This window comes from Curtobacterium sp. MMLR14_006, from assembly GCF_001864985.1.
Classification (GTDB): domain Bacteria; phylum Actinomycetota; class Actinomycetes; order Actinomycetales; family Microbacteriaceae; genus Curtobacterium.
In genome coordinates, this window is record NZ_MJGU01000023.1 from 417,071 (window position 1) to 437,514 (window position 20,444).

Annotated in this window: 17 protein-coding genes and 1 tRNA gene; 13 read left to right on the forward strand and 5 right to left on the reverse strand. The window is 72.0% G+C overall.

Annotated features, from left to right (window positions below; translation table 11 throughout):
- Positions 1-23 precede the first annotated feature (23 nt).
- The 11 genes from BIU94_RS13820 to BIU94_RS13870 all read left to right on the forward strand — a co-directional run bounded on the left by BIU94_RS13820 (position 24) and on the right by BIU94_RS13870 (position 14,162).
- A complete protein-coding gene (locus BIU94_RS13820) occupies positions 24-2,756 on the forward strand; it encodes a DNA polymerase III subunit gamma and tau (RefSeq protein ID WP_071261267.1) in 2,733 nt (910 codons plus the stop codon).
- A complete protein-coding gene (gene recR, locus BIU94_RS13825; protein ID WP_071261271.1) occupies positions 2,756-3,355 on the forward strand; it encodes a recombination mediator RecR in 600 nt (199 codons plus the stop codon). The genes BIU94_RS13820 and recR overlap by 1 nt, the downstream gene beginning before the upstream one ends.
- Before the next feature lie 116 nt (positions 3,356-3,471).
- Positions 3,472-4,737, forward strand: a complete 1,266-nt coding sequence (locus BIU94_RS13830) for an aspartate kinase (RefSeq protein WP_071261273.1) — start codon at positions 3,472-3,474, stop codon at positions 4,735-4,737.
- Positions 4,738-4,780: 43 nt separating this feature from the next.
- A complete protein-coding gene (locus tag BIU94_RS13835) occupies positions 4,781-5,833 on the forward strand; it encodes an aspartate-semialdehyde dehydrogenase (RefSeq protein WP_071261275.1) in 1,053 nt (350 codons plus the stop codon).
- Between the two features lie 404 nt (positions 5,834-6,237).
- Positions 6,238-7,725 carry a malate:quinone oxidoreductase gene (locus BIU94_RS13840; RefSeq protein ID WP_083404841.1) on the forward strand — a complete coding sequence of 496 codons (1,488 nt, stop codon included), beginning with the start codon at positions 6,238-6,240 and terminating at the stop codon, positions 7,723-7,725.
- Positions 7,726-7,783: 58 nt separating this feature from the next.
- Positions 7,784-8,890 carry an Rv2578c family radical SAM protein gene (locus BIU94_RS13845; protein WP_071261278.1) on the forward strand — a complete coding sequence of 369 codons (1,107 nt, stop codon included), beginning with the start codon at positions 7,784-7,786 and terminating at the stop codon, positions 8,888-8,890.
- 155 nt (positions 8,891-9,045) lie between these two features.
- The gene (locus BIU94_RS13850) at positions 9,046-10,269 is read left to right on the forward strand and encodes a sensor histidine kinase (RefSeq protein WP_139196059.1); all 1,224 of its coding nucleotides are present in this window, start codon (positions 9,046-9,048) and stop codon (positions 10,267-10,269) included.
- A gap of 5 nt (positions 10,270-10,274) precedes the next feature.
- Complete coding sequence (locus BIU94_RS13855) at positions 10,275-11,441, forward strand: hypothetical protein (protein WP_071261282.1); 1,167 nt, start codon at positions 10,275-10,277, stop codon at positions 11,439-11,441.
- Complete coding sequence (locus BIU94_RS13860; RefSeq protein ID WP_071261287.1) at positions 11,428-12,129, forward strand: response regulator transcription factor; 702 nt, start codon at positions 11,428-11,430, stop codon at positions 12,127-12,129. The genes BIU94_RS13855 and BIU94_RS13860 overlap by 14 nt, the downstream gene beginning before the upstream one ends.
- On the forward strand, positions 12,129-12,755 hold the full coding sequence (locus BIU94_RS13865) for a thymidine kinase (RefSeq protein WP_071261290.1): 627 nt from the start codon (positions 12,129-12,131) through the stop codon (positions 12,753-12,755). Before BIU94_RS13860 ends, BIU94_RS13865 begins: the two co-directional genes overlap by 1 nt.
- A 363-nt stretch (positions 12,756-13,118) precedes the next feature.
- Entirely contained in the window at positions 13,119-14,162 is a 1,044-nt protein-coding gene (locus BIU94_RS13870; RefSeq protein WP_071261296.1) for an LLM class flavin-dependent oxidoreductase, read from the forward strand.
- Positions 14,163-14,293: 131 nt separating this feature from the next.
- Here BIU94_RS13870 and BIU94_RS13875 read toward each other — a convergent pair whose 3' ends face one another.
- The 5 genes from BIU94_RS13875 to BIU94_RS13895 form a co-directional block, all read right to left on the reverse strand.
- On the reverse strand, positions 14,294-14,911 hold the full coding sequence (locus BIU94_RS13875) for a response regulator transcription factor (RefSeq protein WP_071261306.1): 618 nt from the start codon (positions 14,909-14,911) through the stop codon (positions 14,294-14,296).
- The gene (locus BIU94_RS13880; RefSeq protein ID WP_071261308.1) at positions 14,908-15,933 is read right to left on the reverse strand and encodes a sensor histidine kinase; all 1,026 of its coding nucleotides are present in this window, start codon (positions 15,931-15,933) and stop codon (positions 14,908-14,910) included. Before BIU94_RS13880 ends, BIU94_RS13875 begins: the two co-directional genes overlap by 4 nt.
- Positions 15,934-16,075: 142 nt before the next feature.
- Positions 16,076-16,149, reverse strand: a tRNA-Pro gene (locus tag BIU94_RS13885).
- 92 nt (positions 16,150-16,241) lie between these two features.
- Positions 16,242-17,198, reverse strand: coding sequence for a metallophosphoesterase (locus tag BIU94_RS13890; RefSeq protein ID WP_071261310.1), 957 nt, complete (start codon positions 17,196-17,198; stop codon positions 16,242-16,244).
- Positions 17,195-19,753: a transglycosylase domain-containing protein gene (locus BIU94_RS13895; protein ID WP_071261312.1), complete on the reverse strand. Its 2,559-nt coding sequence runs from the start codon at positions 19,751-19,753 to the stop codon at positions 17,195-17,197. Before BIU94_RS13895 ends, BIU94_RS13890 begins: the two co-directional genes overlap by 4 nt.
- Before the next feature lie 50 nt (positions 19,754-19,803).
- On the opposite strand from BIU94_RS13895, the gene BIU94_RS17500 reads away from it, so the two are divergent.
- Positions 19,804-19,962 carry a DUF4177 domain-containing protein gene (locus tag BIU94_RS17500; RefSeq protein ID WP_139196058.1) on the forward strand — a complete coding sequence of 53 codons (159 nt, stop codon included), beginning with the start codon at positions 19,804-19,806 and terminating at the stop codon, positions 19,960-19,962.
- Positions 19,959-20,420, forward strand: coding sequence for a RidA family protein (locus BIU94_RS13900; RefSeq protein WP_071261319.1), 462 nt, complete (start codon positions 19,959-19,961; stop codon positions 20,418-20,420). Before BIU94_RS17500 ends, BIU94_RS13900 begins: the two co-directional genes overlap by 4 nt.
- Positions 20,421-20,444: the final 24 nt, after the last annotated feature.

Below are 20,444 nucleotides of genomic sequence, written 5' to 3' on the forward strand. Positions count from 1 at the left end.
GCCGTCCCGGCTACCCTTGCTGCGTGGTCACCGCCCTGTATCGCCGTTACCGGCCCGAGAACTTCGCCGAGCTCATCGGGCAGTCGCAGGTCACCGACCCGCTGCGCACCGCGCTCCGGACCAACCGTGTCAACCACGCCTACCTGTTCAGCGGCCCGCGCGGCTGCGGGAAGACGACCTCGGCCCGCATCCTGGCGCGCTGCCTGAACTGTGCCGAGGGTCCGACCGACACCCCCTGCGGTGTCTGCCCGAGCTGCGTCGAGCTCGCCCGCGACGGTAGCGGCTCGCTTGACGTCATCGAGATCGACGCCGCCAGCCACAACGGTGTCGACGACGCCCGTGACCTCCGCGACCGCGCCGTCTTCGCACCGGCACGTGACCGCTACAAGATCTTCATCCTCGACGAAGCGCACATGGTCACCCCGCAGGGGTTCAACGCGCTGCTCAAGCTGGTCGAGGAGCCGCCGGAGCACGTCAAGTTCATCTTCGCGACGACCGAGCCCGAGAAGGTCATCGGCACGATCCGCTCCCGCACGCACCACTACCCGTTCCGGCTCGTGCCGCCCGCGGCGATGCTCGAGTACGTCGAGCAGCTCTGCACGCAGGAGTCGGTGGGCGTCGCCCCCGGCGTGCTGCCGCTCGTGGTCCGCGCCGGTGGCGGTTCGGTCCGCGACACCCTGTCCCTGCTCGACCAGCTGATGGCCGGCAGCGAGGACGGCGCGATCGCCTACGAGCGAGCCGTCGCGCTGCTCGGGTACACCGACGCGGCCCTGCTCGACGACGTCGTCGACGCGCTCGCCGTGGCAGACCCCGCGTCCGCCTTCGCCGCGATCGACCGCGTGGTGCAGACGGGGCAGGACCCCCGGCGCTTCGTCGAGGACCTGCTCGAGCGGCTGCGCGACCTCATCGTCGTCGCCGCGACGAACGAGAGCGCCGCTGCCGTGTTGCGCGGGGTCTCACCGGAAGAGCTCGACACCATGACCCGCCAGGCCGGCGTCTTCGGCGCGACCGGTCTGTCCCGCGGGGCGGACATCGCGAACCGGGCGCTCACCGAGATGACGGGCGCGACCTCGCCGCGCCTGCACCTCGAGCTCATGACGGCACGCATGCTCGTGCCCGAGGCCGACGACACCCAGCGCGGTGCGCTGGCCCGCGTGGAGCGGCTCGAACGGCGGGTGGGGGTCGGCGACGCCGGTGGTCACCAGGCGACCTCGAGCGTCGCGGCGGCCCCCGTCGTCGCCCAGCCGGACGCACCGGCCGCGCCGCGACGCGAGCAGCCGGCCGCCGCGGCTCCTGCGCCGACGCGCACCGCTGCTCCCGCCGCTCCTGCCGCTCCTGCTCCGACCGCTGCTCAGGCTGCTGCGACCGGCGCTCCCGCCGCCGCGCCGCAGGCCGACGCCGGCGCGGTCGCCCGGGACGCCGCCGCGTCGTGGGCCGCGGTCGCGCCGAGCGCTCCCGAAGCACCCGCCGCGTCGGACGGCCGGTCGCAGTCCAGCGGCGTGGGCACGGCATCGATCCCGGCCCAGGCGCCGACCGAGGCACCGGCCGCGCAGACCGGGTCGACGTCGGCGACCCCGGCCAGCCCGGTCAGCCCCTCGTCGACCGGTCAGGGCACCACCATCGGCGACGAGCCGGCGGTCCGCACCGTGGGTGCGGTCGGCTTCCAGCAGATGCGCGACGCGTGGCCGCAGATCGTCGAGCACGTCCAGCGCGCGAAGCGCTCGGCGTGGTCCGTCGTGGTGACGGCGCAGGTCACCGCGCTGCGCGAGGACGTGCTCACCCTGACCTTCCCGAGCCAGCAGGACGTCGTCTCCTTCAAGGAGATGTCCGACCCGGACGACAGCGTCAGCGAGCTCCTGCGGTCCGCGATCATGGACGTCATCGGGCTCCGCGTGAAGTTCGTCGCGCGCGGTCCGGGCGGTGCCGGGCAGCCTCGTCAGCAGCAGCAGCAGCAGCAGTCGGCGCCGGCCCCCGCCCCGCAGGCCACGCCGAGCACGCCGACACCTGCGGCGCCGCAGGCCGACGCAGCCGCCGCGCCTCAGGCCGCCGCGCCCCAGGCCGCGGTACCCGTGGCTCCGGCTCCGGCTCCGGCTCCGGCCGCCGCTGCGCCCGCCGCCTCGTCCGCTCCGGGACGGACGGCCCCGACGCCGGACCCCGAGGCTCCGGCGCCCGCATCCGCACCCTCCGTCGCATCCGCTCCTGCTCCCCAGTCGTCGGGGGCGCCGGTGACGGACTGGGCCGTCGCGACGATCCCGGCGGCCGACCCCACCGCCGACGCCGTGCCGGAGTCGGTCGAGCCGAGCTGGGCGGCACCCTTCGGGGCCGTCCCGGCCTCGGCGCCCGTCGCCCCGGCCGAGGTCGTCGAACCGCAGGGCCAGCCGACCGCCGCCGCGCCGCAGTCCGGTGGCGGGCAGCCCACGGGCACCGCACCGGCTGCCGCACCCGGCGTCCCGGTCGACGACTACCCGCTCGACGACGAACCGTACGACGACGGCGCACCCTTCCCGGACCCCGCCGCCGGCTCGTCCCCGCCCCAGCGGCAGGCGCCGGGTCGATCCGCTCCGGCGCAGGCAGCCACGGCGTACGCAGCCCCCGCGCAGGCAGCTCCGGCGCAGCCCGCCGCGGCAGCCGCACCGCGGACCGCGCCGCCCGCGCGTCGCGCCCCGGTCGCCGGTCGCTACGGCGAGGCGGTCGTGCGTGAGATCCTCAACGCCCAGTTCATCGAGGAGACCGCTCTCCACCAGGACGGTGCCTGATGTACGACGGCATCGTCCAGGACCTCATCGACGAGTTCGGTCGCCTGCCCGGCATCGGTCCGAAGTCGGCGCAGCGCATCGCGTTCCACATCCTGCAGACCGAGTCCTTCGACCCGACGCGGCTGTCCGAGCTGCTGGCGGACGTCAAGCAGCGGGTCCGCTTCTGCGAGATCTGCGGCAACGTCACCGAGAACGTGCAGTGCAGCATCTGCCGCGATCCCCGGCGCTCGCCCGCGGTGATCTGCGTGGTCGAGGAGGCCAAGGACGTCGCGGCGATCGAGCGCACCCGCGAGTTCCGCGGGCTGTACCACGTGCTCGGCGGCGCGATCAGTCCGATCGACGGCATCGGTCCCGACGACCTGCGCATCCAGCAGCTCATGACCCGGCTGGCCGACGGCACCGTCGACGAGGTCATCATCGCCACCGACCCGAACCTCGAGGGCGAGGCGACGGCGACGTACCTCAGTCGCCTGCTCGTGCCGATGGGCATCCGGACGACGCGTCTGGCCTCGGGCCTGCCCGTCGGCGGCGACCTGGAGTACGCCGACGAGGTCACGCTCGGTCGTGCGTTCGAGGGACGGCGCGTGGTCGGCGGCTGACCGCCGCGCAGGATCGTTGCGTCAGGGGCGTCCCGCACGCAACATCCCCGGATCACCCTCTAGCATTGGGACACCGCGAGACCTCGCGGTGTCGTCGTCCCCGGGAGTACCAGCCAGTGGCCTTGATCGTGCAGAAGTTCGGTGGATCCTCCGTCGCGGACGCCGAGAGCATCAAGCGCGTGGCGAAGCGGATCGTCGAGACGAAGAAGGCCGGCAACGACGTCGTCGTGGCGGTGTCCGCGATGGGGGACACCACCGACGAGCTCGTCGACCTCGCGCACTCGGTGACGCCGATCCCGGCCGGACGCGAGCTCGACATGCTGCTCACGGCGGGGGAGCGCATCTCGATGGCGCTGCTCGCGATGGCGATCAAGAGCCTCGGGGTCGAAGCGTCGTCGTACACCGGCAGCCAGGCCGGGATGCTCACCGACGCCCAGCACGGCAAGGCCCGCATCGTCGACGTCACCCCGAAGCGCGTGCGCGAGGCGCTCGACTCCGGCCACGTCGCGATCGTCGCCGGGTTCCAGGGCTTCAACCGCACCACGGGCGAGATCACCACGCTGGGCCGCGGCGGGTCCGACACCACCGCCGTCGCCCTCGCCGCCGCGCTCGACGCCGACGTCTGCGAGATCTACACCGACGTCGACGGCATCTTCACCGCCGACCCCCGCGTGGTGCCGAAGGCCCGCAAGGTCGACCGCGTCACGAGCGAGGAGATGCTCGAGCTCGCCGCCTCCGGCGCGAAGGTCCTCTACATCCGTGCCGTCGAGTACGCCCGACGGCACGGCGTCACCCTGCACGTCCGGTCCTCGTTCAACAACAACGAGGGCACCATCGTCTACAACCCTGTCGAGGGGGAAACCGTGGAAGAACCGATCATCACCGGGATCGCCGGAGACCTCTCCGAGGGCAAGATCACCGTCGTCGGCGTGCCGGACCAGCCCGGCAAGGCCGCCGAGATCTTCACGAACGTCGCGCGCGCCGGCGCGAACATCGACATGATCGTCCAGAACGTGTCGGCCGCGTCGACCGGGCGGACGGACATCTCGTTCACCCTGCCGAAGGACCAGGGCCAGACCGTGCTCACGGCGCTCGAGGTCGCGAAGGCCGACATCGGCTACGAGAGCATCCAGTACGACGACCAGATCGGCAAGCTCGCCCTGGTCGGGGCCGGCATGCGCACGAACGCCGGCGTCTCGGCGCAGCTCTTCCGCGCCCTGCACGACGCCTCGATCAACATCGAGATGATCTCCACGTCGGAGATCCGCATCTCCGTCGTGACCCGCGCCGACACCCTGAACGAGGCGATGCGCGTCGTCCACAGCGCGTTCGGTCTGGACGCCGACGCCGAGGCCGTCGTCTACGCCGGCACCGGCCGCTGACGCCCACCGCACCGCAGAACTGCCGAACCACCAGGAGCACCGCATGAGCACCCTCACCGTCGCCGTCGTCGGCGCCACCGGCCAGGTCGGCGCCGTGATGCGCCGCCTGCTCGAGGAGCGCGCGTTCCCGGCCGACCGGGTCCGCTTCTTCGCGAGCGCCCGGTCTGCCGGCACGACGCTGCCGTTCCGCGGCGAGCAGATCGTCGTCGAGGACTCCGAGACCGCCGACCCCTCGGGCATCGACATCGCGCTGTTCTCCGCAGGGGCCACCGCCTCGCGTGCCCTCGCGCCGAAGTTCGCCGCTGCGGGAGCGCTCGTCGTCGACAACTCGAGCGCCTGGCGGATGGACCCCGAGGTCCCGCTCGTCGTGAGCGAGGTGAACCCGCACGCCATCGACCAGGCGCCGAAGGGCATCATCGCGAACCCGAACTGCACGACGATGGCGATCATGCCGGTGCTGAAGGTCCTCGACACCGAGGCCGGGCTGCGCCGACTCGTCGCCACGACCTACCAGGCCGTGTCCGGCTCCGGGCTCGCCGGCGTCGACGAGCTGCTCGGTCAGGCGAAGGCCGCGCTCGAGCAGGACACCGCGGCGCTCACCCACGACGGCACGGCCGTGACGTTCCCGGAGCCGGTCAAGTACGTCCGCCCGATCGCCTTCGACGTCGTGCCGCTCGCCGGCAGCATCGTCGAGGACGGCCTCGGCGAGACCGACGAGGAGAAGAAGCTCCGCAACGAGAGCCGGAAGATCCTCGAGCTGCCCGACCTGCTCGTCGCGGGCACCTGTGTGCGCGTGCCGGTCTTCACCGGGCACTCCATCTCGGTGCACGCCGAGTTCGCGCAGCCGCTGTCGCCGGAGCGCGCGACCGAGATCCTGGCGAGCGCGCCGGGCGTCGAGCTCTCGGACGTCCCGACCCCCCTGCAGGCGGCCGGCAAGGACCCTGCGTTCGTCGGCCGCATCCGCACCGACCAGTCCGCGCCCGAGGGGCGGGGCCTCGTGCTCTTCGTGAGCAACGACAACCTGCGGAAGGGCGCAGCGCTCAACGCGGTGCAGATCGCCGAGACGATCGTCGCGCGTCGCGCGGTCGCCGCGTAGCAGCAGCCCGGCCTGGAGGCCCGTCCCGCGTCAGCGGGGCGGGCCTCGCGTCGTACGGGGGCCGGTCGGGGCTGGCGCCGCGGCACGCTCCGTTCGCAGGCGCAGGCGCAGGCGCAGGCGCAGGCGGAGGCGCAGCCGCGTGGCGCGCCGCGCGCGCTCGGCGGCGAAAACAGGGGCGAGGGCGAGGGCGAGCGCGAGGCGACCGTCCCTGCCCGCCCGGCACCGGCAGCGGTCCTGGCGGCCCGGCGGCGGGTCACCGGTCCGCCGGACGCGCGCCGGGCCTCCCGAGCGGCCACGGCGTCCCGGCCAGCCGAGCTGACCGGCCAGCCGAGCTGATCCTCCTGTCGCGGTGACCGGCTTGTCGCGCTGATCGGCCTGTCGGCGCGCGCCGGTAGGATCGACGCGTGGCAGTGAAGCAGGTGGACCCCATCGACGTCGTCCTCATCGGCGGAGGCATCATGAGCGCCACGCTCGGCGCGATCATCCACCGGCTCGAGCCGTCGTGGAAGATCCGGGTGTACGAGCGGCTCGGCAGCGTGGCGCAGGAGTCCTCGAACCCGTGGAACAACGCCGGGACCGGGCACTCCGCCCTGTGCGAGCTGAACTACACGCCCGAGCTGCCGGACGGTCGCGTCGACATCGCCAAGGCGGTCACGGTCAACGAGCAGTTCCAGGTCTCACGGCAGTTCTGGGCGCACCTGGTCGAGACCGGCGCGCTGCCGAACCCCTCCGACTTCATCAACCCGACGCCGCACATCTCGTTCGTGTGGGGCGCGGAGAACGTCGAGTACATGCGCAAGCGGTACGAGGCGATGCAGGGCCACCCGCTCTTCGCGGGGATCGAGTTCTCGGACGACCCGGCGCAGATCCGCAAGTGGGCGCCCGCGCTCATCCCCGGGCGCAAGAAGGACCAGCCGATCGCGGCGACCTACTCCGCCGCGGGGTCCGACGTCGACTTCGGCTCGCTGACCCGCCAGCTGTTCGACCAGCTCGAGGTCGACGGGGTCGAGTTCGAGCCGTCGCACCAGGTCACGAAGCTCTCCCGCTCGACGGTCAGCGAGGGCTGGGTCGTCGACGTCCGCAACGAGATCGGCCGATCGACCCAGCGCATCGCCGCGAAGTTCGTCTTCGTCGGCGCTGGGGGCGGTGCGCTGCACCTGCTGCAGAAGTCCGGCATCCCGGAGATCCGGGGCTACGGCGGCTTCCCGGTGTCCGGTGAGTTCCTGCGCACCGACGACCCCGAGGTCGTGCAGAAGCACGCGGCCAAGGTCTACGGCAAGGCCAGCGTCGGCGCACCGCCGATGTCCGTGCCGCACCTCGACACCCGCATCGTCGACGGCACGGCGTCGCTGATGTTCGGGCCGTACGCGGGCTTCAGCCCGAAGTTCCTCAAGCAGGGCTCCCTGCTCGACCTGGTCCGCTCGGTCCGTCCGCACAACCTGCGGCCGATGCTCAGCGTGGCGTTCTCGAACTTCGACCTGGTCCGGTACCTGATCGGCCAGCTGCTGGCGTCGCGGAAGACGAAGTTCGACGCCCTGCGCGACTTCATGCCGAACGCCGAGCCGGAGAACTGGCACCGCATCACCGCCGGGCAGCGCGTCCAGGTGATCAAGCCGGACAAGGACAAGGGCGGCGTGCTGCAGTTCGGGACCGAGGTCATCACCTCGGCCGACGGGTCGATCGCCGGGCTGCTCGGAGCGTCGCCCGGGGCGTCGACGGCGGTGCCGATCATGCTCGGCCTGCTGCGCCGGTGCTTCCCGGACCGCTGGGACGGCTGGCAGGACGACGTCCGCACGATGGTCCCCACCTACGGGCAGGACCTCGGCGACGACGCTGCCCTGGCGGACGCCACGCTCGAGCGCACGGCGAAGGTGCTCGGCCTGCACCACTGACGGCCGCCACGACCGGGCACGGCTTGCGGCTGGTTCGAACATGTGTTCGAATGTCGGCATGCGGTGGAGTGGACAGGCGATCGACGCGGCACAGGACGACGCGCTCCCGGGCATGGAGTCGAACAGCGGGTTCGTGCGGAGCGTGACGACGCCGGAGTTCGCCGGGGTCACCTTCCACGAGGTCCTGGCGAAGAGCGCGCTCAACCGGGTGCCGAGCGCCGACGGGTCGGGGACGTACGGGTGGACGATCAACCCGTACCGCGGGTGCAGCCACGCGTGCGTGTACTGCTTCGCCCGTCCGACGCACACGTACCTCGAGTTCGACGGGGGAGCGGACTTCGACCAGCAGATCGTCGTGAAGACGAACGTGGCCGACGTGCTGCACCGGGAGCTCACCAAGCCCACCTGGGACCGCCACCCGGTCGCCCTCGGCACGAACACCGACCCCTACCAGCGCGCCGAGGGCCGCTACCGCCTGATGCCCGGGGTGATCGAGGCGCTGGCGGCGTCACGGACGCCGTTCAGCATCCTCACCAAGGGCACGCTGCTCCGCCGTGACCTGCCGCTCCTGGTCGAGGCGGCGAAGGTGGTGCCGGTCGACCTGGCGATGTCGATCGCGGTGTACGACGACGACCTGCAGCAGTCGGTCGAGTCCGGGACCCCGACGACCTCGGCGCGGCTCGCGACCGTGCGGGCCGTCCGCGACGCCGGGCTCGACTGCGCCGTCTTCCTCATGCCCGTGCTGCCGTACATCACGGACACGAAGGCGCACCTCGACGACGCGGTCGGTCGGGCCGCGGCCGCCGGGGCGACGAGCATCGCGTACTCGGCGCTGCACCTGCGCCCGGGCGTGAAGCCGTGGTGGTTCGAGTGGCTGGGCCGGGAGCGACCCGACCTGGCGCAGCGGTACCGGGCGATGTACCTCGACAACACGTACGCGCCGAAGGAGTACCGGCGGTGGTTGTCCGAGCGCATCCGCCCGATCCTGGCCGCGCACGGCGTCGGCCTCGGCCGGGTCGACCCGGCGACGGGGTCGATGGGGTTCTCGGAACCGCGGACGTTGCCGCAGGAGCAGTCGATCCCGGCCGTGTCGCCCCTGAAGCGTGCCGATCCGGGCTTCGACCGCCGGCTCCTCCGCCCGGTGGCGGCACAGACGCTGTTCTGATCGCACCGGTCCGCCTTCGGGGGACAGCAGGGACCCGCGAGGTGCCGGTATCATCGACCTGGCCACCGGACCGATCCCGATTCGGGGTACACGGTCACCGTCCCGGTGGTTGGATCGTGGTCGGCGTTCCCGTCGCCGCCCGGAAGGACTCCCTCGTGCTCGGCATCCCCACGCACCTCGCTCCGCGAGTGAACGCGTGGTCGACGGTGCGCGCCTTCCACGCGGCGGCCATCGGGTCGATCGTCGCCGCGGCGCTGGCGCTCGTGCTCTACCGGGTGGCCGAGCCGGACATCCGGATCGCGGGGGCGGTGCTCGCACTCGTCCCGATGCTCGGCATGGTCGCGGTGCACGTGCAGTTCGGCACGTGGCGGTCGGCGGTCGCGTTCCTGGCCGTCGGCGGGGTGTGCGCCTGGTGGTTCGCGCTCGTCGTCTCGCGTGAGGTCCCGACCGGCTGGGTGGCGTCCTACCTGCTGTCGCTCTCGGTGATCCCGCTCATCCTCGTCGGCGGGGCCGGTGCGGTCCCGGGGCGTGTCGCGCTCTGGTCGGTGGCGGGCTTCGTCGTCGGTCGTGCGGCCTCGGCGGTCGCGGTCCTGCAGACCGGTGGTCCCGCCCGACCCCTCGTGCTGGCCTGGGTCACGGTGGTCTTCGTCGTCGCGCTCGTGCTCGTCACCAGCCGCTCGACCGGGCGGTCCGAACGGGTGCAGCCGGAACTCCTGCGCTCCGCGCGCGAGGAACACGTGTCGGCGTACCGCGCGGGGGTCGAGGCCGAGGCGTCCGCGATCCTGCACGACACCGTGCTGAACCACCTCGGGGCGATCGCCCTGGCCCCGGACGGCCCCATCGACCGCCAGCTCGCCGCGACGGTCGACGCCGACCTCGCCGTGCTCACCGGCAAGGAGTGGCTCGCGCCGCAGACCGGTCCGCGGCCGGGTGCCGCCTCGGACGCCTTCGAGCGGATGCTCGACGAGCACCGGGCGAGCGGCCTCGACGTCACCGTCTCCGGCGACCCGTCCGCGCTCGACGGGCTCGACGAGCGGGCACTCACCGCCGTGGTCCGTGCCGTCGGCCAGTGCCTGGCGAACGTGCAGAAGCACGCCGGCACCGACGCCGCCGAGGTCAGTGTCTTCGACGACAGTGCCTCGTGCACGGTGATGGTCGTCGACGACGGCCGGGGCTTCGACGAGCAGGAGACCGGTACCGACCGGATGGGACTCCGCGGTTCGGTGCGCGAACGCATCGGTCGCGTCGGCGGTGACGTCCAGGTGTGGTCGTCGCCCGGCTCGGGGACGAGCGTGATGATGTCCGTGCCCTACGCGCCCGCCACCGGCGCGATCGCGGTGCCGGTGTCCGGCGACGACGACTCCGGGCGGCGCGGGTGAGGCCCGTGTCCGGCGCCAGGCGGACGGCGCAGCAGTACGACCCGCTCGGCGCGATGGGGTCGCGGCCGCTGGCGATCGTCATCGGGGCCGCGAGCGTGCTCTGGGCGTTGCTCGTGTCGCTCTTCGACCGTGACGTGGTCGGCAGCCCGACGTTGAGCGCGCTCACCGTCATCCTGGTCGCGGCGTCCGCCGGCGTGGTGTTCGCGGCGTCGAGTCCGTTCCGGGCGCCGTTCCCGCGCTCGGCGTTCGTCGCGCACGTCGGCCTGCTCGCGGCCGCCTCGGTCGCGAGCGTCGCCGCCCAGTGGGGGCCGGACGAGAGCGCCCTGAACGACTTCATGTCCCTCATCACCGCGACCGGGATCGTCATGGTCGCGCCGTACCGCCCGTGGACCGACCTGACCGTCGGCGGGCTCGTGCTCGCCGCCGTCAACGCGGTCACCTGGGGCGCGGGGGCCGCCGTGTTCCCGAACCAGGTGCCCGTCGTGGTGGCGGGCTACCTGGCCGCGGCGCCGACGCTCGTGCTGACGGCCGCCGCCGCGGTGTTCGCGTGGACCTTCGCCGGGCTCGCCGAGCGGGTGCAGATCCGGGCCGGGTCGTACTCGGTGGAGCGCGCCGAGCGTGACGGCATCGCCGCGAGCGTGCAGCAGGACCGCTCGACGATCCTGGCGCGTGACGTCGCGCCGTTCTTCGCCGAGCTCCGCACGCGCGACACGATCACCGACACCGACCGTGCACGGGCCCGCCGCATCGCGGACGGCATCCGCCGGTCCATGGTGGCGGACGCCGACCGCACCTGGTTCGAGCAGGCCGTCCGCACCGACGGCGGCGAGACACCGACGGTCGACGACCCGGACGGGCTGATCGCACGCCTCGACGCCGACCAGCGATCCGTCGTCCGGACCTTCGTCCGGGCCGCACTGCAGGCGAGGACCGTCGACCCGGCCGGGTTCCACGCGACGGTCCGCCGGGCGGACGAGGCGACCGGGCACACGACCGACGCCTCCGCCGACCGGGCCGTCCTCACGCTCGACCTCGCCGTGGACGACTCCGACGTCGGCATCCACCGCACCTTCGACCCCTACCTCGCCGTCCTCCGCGTGACGTTCCCCGACCTCGACGTCGCGGTCCGCCCCTCCGCCCTCGCACTAAGGTTCTCCTATGACCAGCACTGACCCGAACCGGCTCTCGGAAGGTCTGCCGTCCCTGCCGAACCCGGGAGCACGACGCGTGCGGTTGGCCATCCTCGACGACCACGAGGTGCTGCTCGACAGCCTGTCCAGCTGGATCGCGGTGAACGCGTTCGACTTCGACCTGGCCCTGACCGCGCACACCTGGCTCGAGATGGTCCACAGCGACAGCTTCCCGACCGACCTGGTGTTCCTCGACTTCCAGCTGAAGGAGCCGGTCTCGATCGAGGCCCGCGTGCGTACCTGCCGCGCCGCCGGTGCGAAGGTGATCGTGCTCTCGAGCGTCGACAGCCGCGAGTCCCGCGACCGTGCCCTCGCCGCAGGCGCCGCGGCGTTCCTGTCGAAGTCCCTGCCGATGCGCGAGGTCATGGACGTCGCCCGCGAGATCATGGGCGTCGCCCGCGAGACCCCGCAGCCGCGCGAGTGGCGTCCGCTGCCGACGGGCGCGCAGGCGCACCAGCGCCCGAAGCTCAGCGCCGGCGAGGAAGAGGCGCTGCGCCTGTACGTCTCCGGCCACTCCACGAACGAGGTCGCCGCGCAGATGAACGTGCAGTACGAGACCGCGAAGACCTACCTGCGCCGCGTGCGCGAGAAGTACAGCAAGGTCGGTCGGCCCGCGTCGAAGAAGTCCGACCTCATCCGTCGCGCCGCCGAGGACGGGTTCCTCGCGTAGTGGCGAAGCTCTACTTCCGCTACGGCGCGATGAACAGCGGCAAGAGCACCGGGCTCCTGCAGGCCGCCTACAACTACGAGGAGCGCGGCCACCGGGTACTGCTGGCGAAGCCCGCCGTCGACACGAAGGGTGACCGTGAGATCGTCTCGCGACTCGGCGTGACCCGCACCGTCGACCTCGTGTTCGCCCCCGACGCCGACGTGCGCGACGCGGTGACGACGGCCGGGGCGACCGACCCCGGGTCCGACCGGCTCGACGGCATGGTCCGGCCGGTCAGCTGCGTGCTCGTCGACGAGGCGCAGTTCCTCACCCCGCGCCAGGTCGACGACCTGCTGCGGATCGCCGTCCTCGACGAGGTCCCGGTCATCACCTACGGCATCCGCACCGACTTCCGCACCGAGGCCTTCCCCGGCAGCGCCCGTCTGCTCGAGGTCGCGCACTCCCTCGAGGAGCTCAAGACCATCTGTCGCTGCGGCCGCAAGGCGGTCTTCAACGCGCGGACCGTCGACAGCCGCTTCGTCTTCGACGGCTCGCAGGTCGCGATCGACGGCGTCGACGTCGCCTACGAGTCGCTCTGCGCCAACTGCTACCTGACGGAGTCCGGCGGTCGCCTCGACGGCAACTGACCGCTCGGGTCCGCCGGTCACGACACCCCGCTCGGGTCCGCCGAGCGGTCACGTTCCGTCGTCGGTGCGCCCGTCGGGCCACCGGACGTGACCGGTCCGCGAGGTGCGCACGGCACGTCGTGACCGGTGCGCGCCCGAGACGTGACCGGACGCCGGCCGGGAGGCGCGGCACGGCCCCGCCCCGCGCCTCCCGGCCGCCGCGACGCGGTTCCAGGGCGCGCCACGCAGCTCCGCCGAGTAGTCGCGAACCGTCGCCCCCGCGATCGCCGGGTGACGCCCGGCGACCGCCCGCCGACCAGGCGACGGCACGTCGTGACCGGTCTCCGGTGGAATGCGCGCAGGACGGCGGGCGTTGGTGCACACATGACCGACGACACCCTGCACCTGTCCGTCCTGGACCTCGCCACCCGTGAGTACGGCCAGTCCAACACCGAGGCCCTGCAGGGCTCGATCGACATGGCCGTCCACGCCGAGCAGCTCGGCTACGAGCGCTTCTGGGTCGCCGAGCACCACGGCATGCCCGGCATCACGTCGTCGGCTCCCGCCGTGCTGCTCAGCGCCGTCGGTGCGGCCACCTCGACCATCCGCATCGGCTCCGGCGGCGTGATGCTGCCGAACCACGCGCCGCTCGTCGTCGCCGAGCAGTTCGGCACCCTCCGTGCGCTGTACGGCGACCGGGTCGACCTCGGCCTCGGGCGTGCGCCCGGCACCGACGGGGCGACGGCGATGGCGCTCCGCCGCACCGACCGCCTGGACGTCGACGACTTCCCGGAGCGGCTCGCCGACCTCATCGGGTTCTTCACCGGGATGGACGAGGGCAACCCGCTCGCGGGCATCCGCGCCGTGCCGGGCTACGGCGACGTGCCGGAGTTCTGGCTGCTCGGGTCCTCCGGCTACAGCGCCCAGGTCGCGGGTGCGCTCGGCGTCTCGTTCGCCTTCGCGCACCACTTCGCCTCGGACAACACCGAGGCGGCGCTCGCCCTGTACCGCGACTCGTTCCGGCCGTCGCGCTTCCGGCAGACGCCGAACGCGCTGATCGGCGTGCAGGTCGTCACCGACGAGGACCCCGCCGTCGTGGACGAGCAGAGCGCTCCCGGCATGATCTCCTTCATCCGGATGCGCTCCGGCCGGAAGCCCGAACCGGTCTCGATGGACGAGGCGCGTGCGTACGAGTTCACCGACCTCGAGCGTCGGTTCATCGCCGCCCGCACCGAGCGTCAGGCCTACGGGAACGCCGAGCAGGTCGCGGAGAAGATCAACGCACTGGTGGCGTCGACCGGGGCGAACGGCGTGATCGTGTCGCCCGGTGCGGCACAGGCCCGGTACCGCCACCAGGCGCTCGACGTCGTGGCGCGCCTGCACGGCGAGGGGCGCCTCGTGCCCGCCGGCGCGGCCGCGGCGGTCTAGTCAGCGCGGTCCCGCACACGCGGTCTCGTCCACGCGGTCCTGTCCACGCGGTCTCGTTAACTTCGTGAGCAGGAGTGGTCGGGTCGACGACGCGCACTCGACCACTGCTGCTCGCGGAGTGCGGCGGTGCCTCAGGTGAGCAGGCCGAGGCGCGTCGCGGCGGCCACGGCGGCGACCCGCGAACCGACGTCGAGCTTCCGGAACACGTTGTAGACGTGCCGCTTCACCGTGCCGATCGCGAGCTGCAGGTCGGCGGCGATCTCGGCGTTCGTGCGTGCGGCCGCGACGAGGCGGAGCACCTCGAGCTCGCGGTCGCTCAGCGGTGCGCCCGCACGGGCCTCGGTGACCAGGTCGACCGGGAACGTCACCGGCGCCGCGTCGGCGTGCGCAGCCCGGGCGATGCGGTCGACGAGCTCGCGGCTCGGGGTGTCCTTCGTGACGAAGTCGACCGCGCCCGCGTCGAGGAGCGTCCGTCGGAGCACGGCGTCCCGGTGCATGGTGAGCACGACGACGTGGATGTCCGGCCGGGTGCGTCGCACGGTCGCGATCGTCGTCCGCGCCGGGGGACCGTCGAGCTCGACGTCGAGCAGCAGCACGTCGATCGCCGCGGCCTCGGGGGAGTCGAGGACGTCGGCAGGACGTTCACCGTGTGACACGACGCGGATGCTCGGGACGGCGCCGAGGATGGTAGCCAGGCCCTCGCGGAAGAGCCGGTGGTCGTCGACGATCGCGACGTGGGTGATGGTCACAGGGTCCCCCTCGGGATGGTCAGCCGGACGGTCGTCCCCGTGCCCGGAGCGCTCTCGACGTCGAAGCGCGCCCCGATGACGGCGGCACGCTCCCGCATCGTCTGCTGACCGAGCCGGCCGTCGGCGTGGTCCTCCGGTGCGAACCCGGGCCCGTCGTCGGACACCGTCACCACCAGGGCCCGCCTGCCCCAGGCGAAGTCCACCGTCGCGGTGGAGCCGGGCGCGTGCTTCGCCCGGTTCGTGAGCGCCTCGAGCAGGATCGTCAGGGCTTCCTCGGCCTGCCAGACCGGCAGCCGTGCCGGGGTGCCGGTCGAGTGCACCGTCAGTCGTTCGTCGTCGCGGAACAGGTCCTTCGCGTGCCGGGCCAGCGCGTCGTCGAGCAGCGCGTCACCGACCCGGGCGTGCAGGCTCACGGCGAGGTCCTGCACGTCGCCGAGCGCCGACCGGAGCAGACGGCTCGCGGCGTCGAGCTGCTCTGCGCGCTCCGCCGCCGGGGGATCGGTGAGCAGGACGAGGTCGAGCCGTTGCAGTCCGGCGAGGATCCCGTGCGCCACGCGGTCGTGCAGGTCCCGGGCGATCTGCGTCCGCGAGTCGAGGTGCGCCGTGGTGACCCGCTGGCGCAGCGCCTCGGTGTAGGCGACGGCGCCGGCGGGGAACCGGCTCCAGATGCCCGAGTGCAGGGCGCGGGTGGCGCGGATGACCTCGGCGGTGGTGACGGCGCCGACCTCGTCGACGAAGACCGGCACGTACGCGTCGAAGAGCATCTCGGCCGCGAGCATCGCGCCGGCCGGGTGCTGCGCGTGCTCAGCGTGCAGGGCACCCGTCGCCAGGTGCGCCGGGTCGAGGTAGGCGTTGCTCACGACGCTGCCGTCGGCGCCGGCGGCGTACCGCTCGTGGGCGTCCGCGATCATCGACGTGATGTTCTCGGTCAGGCTCTCGGCCAGCGCGGGGTCCTCGGCGAACTCGGGGAACTGCGCGCCGATCTCGGCGAGGACGTGGGCGAGGGAGCGGTCGTTCGGCATGTCGTTCGTGAGCGTAGCCGGAGCCGCGGCCGACGACGGACGGGAACCGACCGGGTGGGTCGTCGGACACACGGCTGTGGGGAAAGCAGAAGGCCCCGGTTCCGGAGAACCAGGGCCTTCTTCGTACTGTCTCAACACAGTGTCGGGGTGACAGGATTTGAACCTGCGACCTCCTCGTCCCGAACGAGGCGCGCTACCAAGCTGCGCCACACCCCGCGGTGTGATCACTCCGTACCGGAGCAACCCCAGAAGTCTACCCGACGATGGGGTGTGCTCACGACCATGCGCTGCACGCCGGGCGCGTCGGCTCAGACGGTCCGTGCGGTGAGCGTGACGACGACCGCCTCGGGGCGGCACGCGAAGCGGACCGGGGCGTAGATCGACGTACCGATCCCCGCCGAGACCTCGAGCCACGACCAGTGGTTCCGGTGCTCCCACTTGTGCAGGCCGCTGGCGAAGCGCCGGGGCAGGTCCGAGTTCGTGACGAGTGCGCCGACGCCGGGCACCGCCACCTGGCCGCCGTGGGTGTGCCCGGCGAAGATGACGTCGGCACCCTGGGTCACGAACGCGTCGAGCACCCGACGGTACGGCGCGTGGGTGATGCCGAGGGCGACGGCGGCGGGACCGTCCTCGTCCTCCGACCACGGGACGTCGCTCCGCATCTCGTCGACGTTCGTCGGGAGCAGGTCGAGGCGGTCCCAGTCGCGGTGCGCGTCCGAGGTGCCGAACAGCTCGAACCGCGACCCGCGGAGCTCGATCGCGTGCGCGTGGTCGTTCACGTCGAGCCAGCCGAGCGACTCGAAGAACGCGGTCTGCCGGTCGACATCGAGGCCGACGGGCTCCGCAGCGTGGCCCATCCGGCTCGGACCGGAGAAGTACCGGAGCGGGTTGCGGGGGGAGGGGGCGTAGAAGTCGTTCGACCCGTACGCGAACGCCCCGGGGACGCCCCGGAAGGGCTCGAGGGCGTACTCGACGGCGGCGTTCGCGGTCGGGTGACCGAGGTTGTCGCCGGTGTTCACGATGAAGTCCGGCTCGACGAGGCTGAGGTCGCGGAGCCACTGCTGCTTGTCGGCCTGCCACGGCGCCATGTGGATGTCCGACAGGTGCAGGACGGTGACGTCACGCGAACCCTCGGGGAGCACCGGGACGGTCTCCCAGCGCAGCCCGAAACGTCGCCGCTCGACCAGGGACCCCCACGCCGCCGAGGCGGCGCCGGCGGCCGCACCGGCTGCGAGGACCCCGAGCGCGGTGCGACCGCGGGTCACTTGCAGCGCTCCGGTGCCTTGCCGTTCTTGTCGCCGAACAGCTGGATCGTCACGGTGGAGTCCTTGGCTGCGGCGGCGTCGGCAGCGGGGTCGACGGCAGCGACCCGGCAGGCCTTCTTGCCCCCGCCCTTCGCGTAGTCGTCGGAGACGGCCACGTTCGAGAACCCGGCGTCCTCCAGGGCCGATCGCGCACCGTCGAGGGACGCGCCGGCGACGTCGGGGACGTTCGCCTGGGTGCCGTCGGACGTGTAGACGGTGACGGTCGAGTCGCTCGACAGGAGCGCACCGGAGGCGGGGGAGGTGGACTCCACCGAGCCGGGCTGGCCGGTACCGGGGCGCTGGCCGCCGTCGACGTAGCGGAAGCCGGCGCCGGAGATGAGCGAGCGTGCCTCGTCGGCGCTCTTGCCGGCGACGTTCGGGACCGGGCTGCTGTTGCCCCGGATCGCACCCTGACCCGGGTCAGTGAACGCGCCGGCCGGGTAGAGGGCGTTGATCGGGGTCATCGCCTGTCGCCAGACGTCCGCGCGCGCACCGGCGTACGTCCCGTTGACACCGTTGCTGAAGTGCCGGAGGTTCGTCTTGCCGCCGTCCGTGTTGCCCTGCCAGTAGGCGGTCGCCACGCGGGAGCTCGCTCCGACGAGCCAGATCTGCTCGGCTTCGTTGGTCGTACCGGTCTTCGCGAACATCTGGGTGCCGTCCGCCGTCTGCGCGCCGACGGCCGTGCCGCTCCGGATCGTGCCCTTCATCGCGTAGACCGCGGCCTGCGCGAACGCCGGGTCGACGGCCTGCTGGCAGTCCTTCGGCTGCCCGCCGAGCTGCTTGCCGGACGGCGAGGTGATCTGGTCGATGGCGATCGGCTTGCAGTAGATGCCGTTGTTCGCGACCGCGGCGTAGGCGGCGGCCATCGTCATCGGGGCGATCTCGTTGGTGCCGAGGATCGCCGAGGGGTTCGTGGTGAGTTCGTTGCCGTCGGCGCGGTGGACCCCGAGCGACTTCGCGATGTCGCGGATGTCGCAGAGGTCGAGCTTCTGCGCCATCGAAGCGAACGCGCCGTTGATCGACCCGGCCGTCGCCCCCAGGACGCTCCAGTTGTGGCCTTCACCGGGGGCGTCGTTCGTCACCTCGAACTGCGTGTAGTCCGTCTGGCCGCAGATCGTCCAGGGCGACATCGTGCGCTCGGCACCGCTCACGGTCTCGTTCAGCCCGTGGCCCGTCTTCACCCAGTCGAGGAGCGTGAACAGCTTGTACGTCGAGCCGGTCTGGAAGCCCGTTGAGCTGCCGTACCTCTGGTCGACGCTGTAGTTCAGCGACGTGGACGTCGGCGCCGACTTCAACGACTCGTCGAAGTCCTTGTTCTGCGCCATCGTGATGATGCGACCCGACCCAGCCTCGATCGAGTTGAGCGTCGCGCCGAGCGCGAAGTTCGTCTCGGCCTTGTTGTCGTACGTGTTGAGCAGCTGCTTCTGCTGCGCGTTGAGGTCGAGGTTCAGCGTCGTCTGGATCTTGTAGCCGCCGTTGCGCCAGGCCTTGTCGCGGGCCTTCTGCGACGAGCCGAGCTGCGACATCTCGAGCACGACCTTCTTGGCGTAGTCGCAGAAGAACTGCGACCCGTCACCGACGGATGCCCGGCAGCCCTGCGACGGCTGCGTCAGGTGCACGTAGTCGGCGGGCTTCGCGAGACGTGCCTTGCGGTACTCGTCCTCGGAGAGGTTCTTCTGCGCGTACATCGACCGCAGGATGACGTTGCGGCGGGCGACGTTCGCGTCGTACTTCTTCGGGGTCGACAGGTTGCGGGCCTCGGGGTACTGCACGATCGCGATGAGCGAGGCGGCCTCGGCCGGGGTCAGGTCCGTGGCGCTCTTGTTGTAGTAGTGCTGCGCTGCGGCCTGCACGCCGTAGGTCTGGTCGCCGAAGTAGGCGATGTTCAGGTAGGCGGTGAGGATCTCCTTCTTGGAGTACTTCTTCGCCAGGCCGATCGCGAGCTTCATCTCCTCGAGCTTGCGGGGGATCGTCTGCTCGACGGCCTCCTTGTAGGCCTTCTCCTGCTCCTCCTTCGTGGGGAGGTCGAGTGCCTGCTGCATCTTGATGTTGCGGACGAGCTGCATGGTCAGCGTCGACCCACCGCCCGAGTCGCCGAGGCCACCGGCGATGCTGCCGACACCGGCGCGGACGAGCGAGGTCATGTCGACGCCGCCGTGGTCGTAGAAGCGCTTGTCCTCGCCGTCGATGGCGGCGTTCTTCAGCTGCTCGCTGATCTGGTCGAACTTCAGCTCTTCGCGGTTCTGGTCGTACAGGGTCGCGAAGTGCACGGACTTGCCGCCCTGGTAGGCGTACAGCTCGTTGCGCTGCGGCAGGTCACCGATCTCGATGTACTCCGGCAGCGACTCGAACACACCGATCGTCGACGTCGTCGTGACGCCGGCGACCGCGATGGCCGGGGTGACGCCGATCGTGACGAGCAGGCCGGCGAGGGCACTGAACCCGACGAAACCGATGAAGGCGCCGACTGCTGAGACGGGCTTGGTCCGCGAGGCAGACGTCTTCTGGGCAGACATAGGATGCAGCCTAAACGACACCCACGACTGAAAGGCTGGCAAGGAACCGCATGACTCGCTGGGAGTACTTCACCACGCCGCTGATGATCCACACCACCACCGCGATCCTCAACAACTACGGGGACGAGGGCTGGGAGCTGGTCCAGGTCGTCACCGGGCCCGAAGGCGGTCTCGTCGCCTACCTGAAGCGCCCGAAGGCCGACGCGTGAGCGTCGCGGACCGACTGACCGAGCTGGGGCTGACGCTCCCGCCGGTCGCCGCCCCCGTCGCCGCCTACGTCCCCGCGGTCGTCACCGGCCAGTACGTCTACACGGCCGGGCAGCTGCCGTTCGTCGACGGCGCACTGCCCGTCACCGGCAAGGTCGGGGCGTCGGTCGATGCCGAGACCGCCACTGCGCAGGCCCGCGTGGCCGCGCTCAACGCGCTGGCCGCCGTCGAGTCGGTCGCCGGATCGCTCGACCGCGTCGCCCGGGTCGTCAAGGTCACCGTGTTCGTCGCGTCGGAGCCGTCCTTCACGGGCCAGCCCGGGGTCGCGAACGGTGCCTCCACCCTGGTCGGCGAGGTCTTCGGTGACGCCGGCGTCCACGCGCGCAGCGCGGTGGGCGTTGCGGTGCTGCCGCTGGACGCGCCGGTCGAGGTCGAGCTGGTGGTGGAGCTGACCGCCTGACGGCGGCGACCGGCGCGACCGACG

What these genes read in the sequence shown, in the direction of transcription:
- BIU94_RS13880 (WP_071261308.1), bottom strand. Translation starts at nt 15,933, where the DNA reads ATGCCGAACGACCGCTCCCTCGCCCACGTCCTCGCCGAGATCGGCGCG.
- BIU94_RS17500 (WP_139196058.1), top strand. Translation starts at nt 19,804, where the DNA reads ATGACTCGCTGGGAGTACTTCACCACGCCGCTGATGATCCACACCACC.
- BIU94_RS13895 (WP_071261312.1), bottom strand. Translation starts at nt 19,753, where the DNA reads ATGTCTGCCCAGAAGACGTCTGCCTCGCGGACCAAGCCCGTCTCAGCA.
- BIU94_RS13845 (WP_071261278.1), top strand. Translation starts at nt 7,784, where the DNA reads ATGCGGTGGAGTGGACAGGCGATCGACGCGGCACAGGACGACGCGCTC.
- BIU94_RS13870 (WP_071261296.1), top strand. Translation starts at nt 13,119, where the DNA reads ATGACCGACGACACCCTGCACCTGTCCGTCCTGGACCTCGCCACCCGT.
- BIU94_RS13835 (WP_071261275.1), top strand. Translation starts at nt 4,781, where the DNA reads ATGAGCACCCTCACCGTCGCCGTCGTCGGCGCCACCGGCCAGGTCGGC.
- BIU94_RS13860 (WP_071261287.1), top strand. Translation starts at nt 11,428, where the DNA reads ATGACCAGCACTGACCCGAACCGGCTCTCGGAAGGTCTGCCGTCCCTG.
- recR (WP_071261271.1), top strand. Translation starts at nt 2,756, where the DNA reads ATGTACGACGGCATCGTCCAGGACCTCATCGACGAGTTCGGTCGCCTG.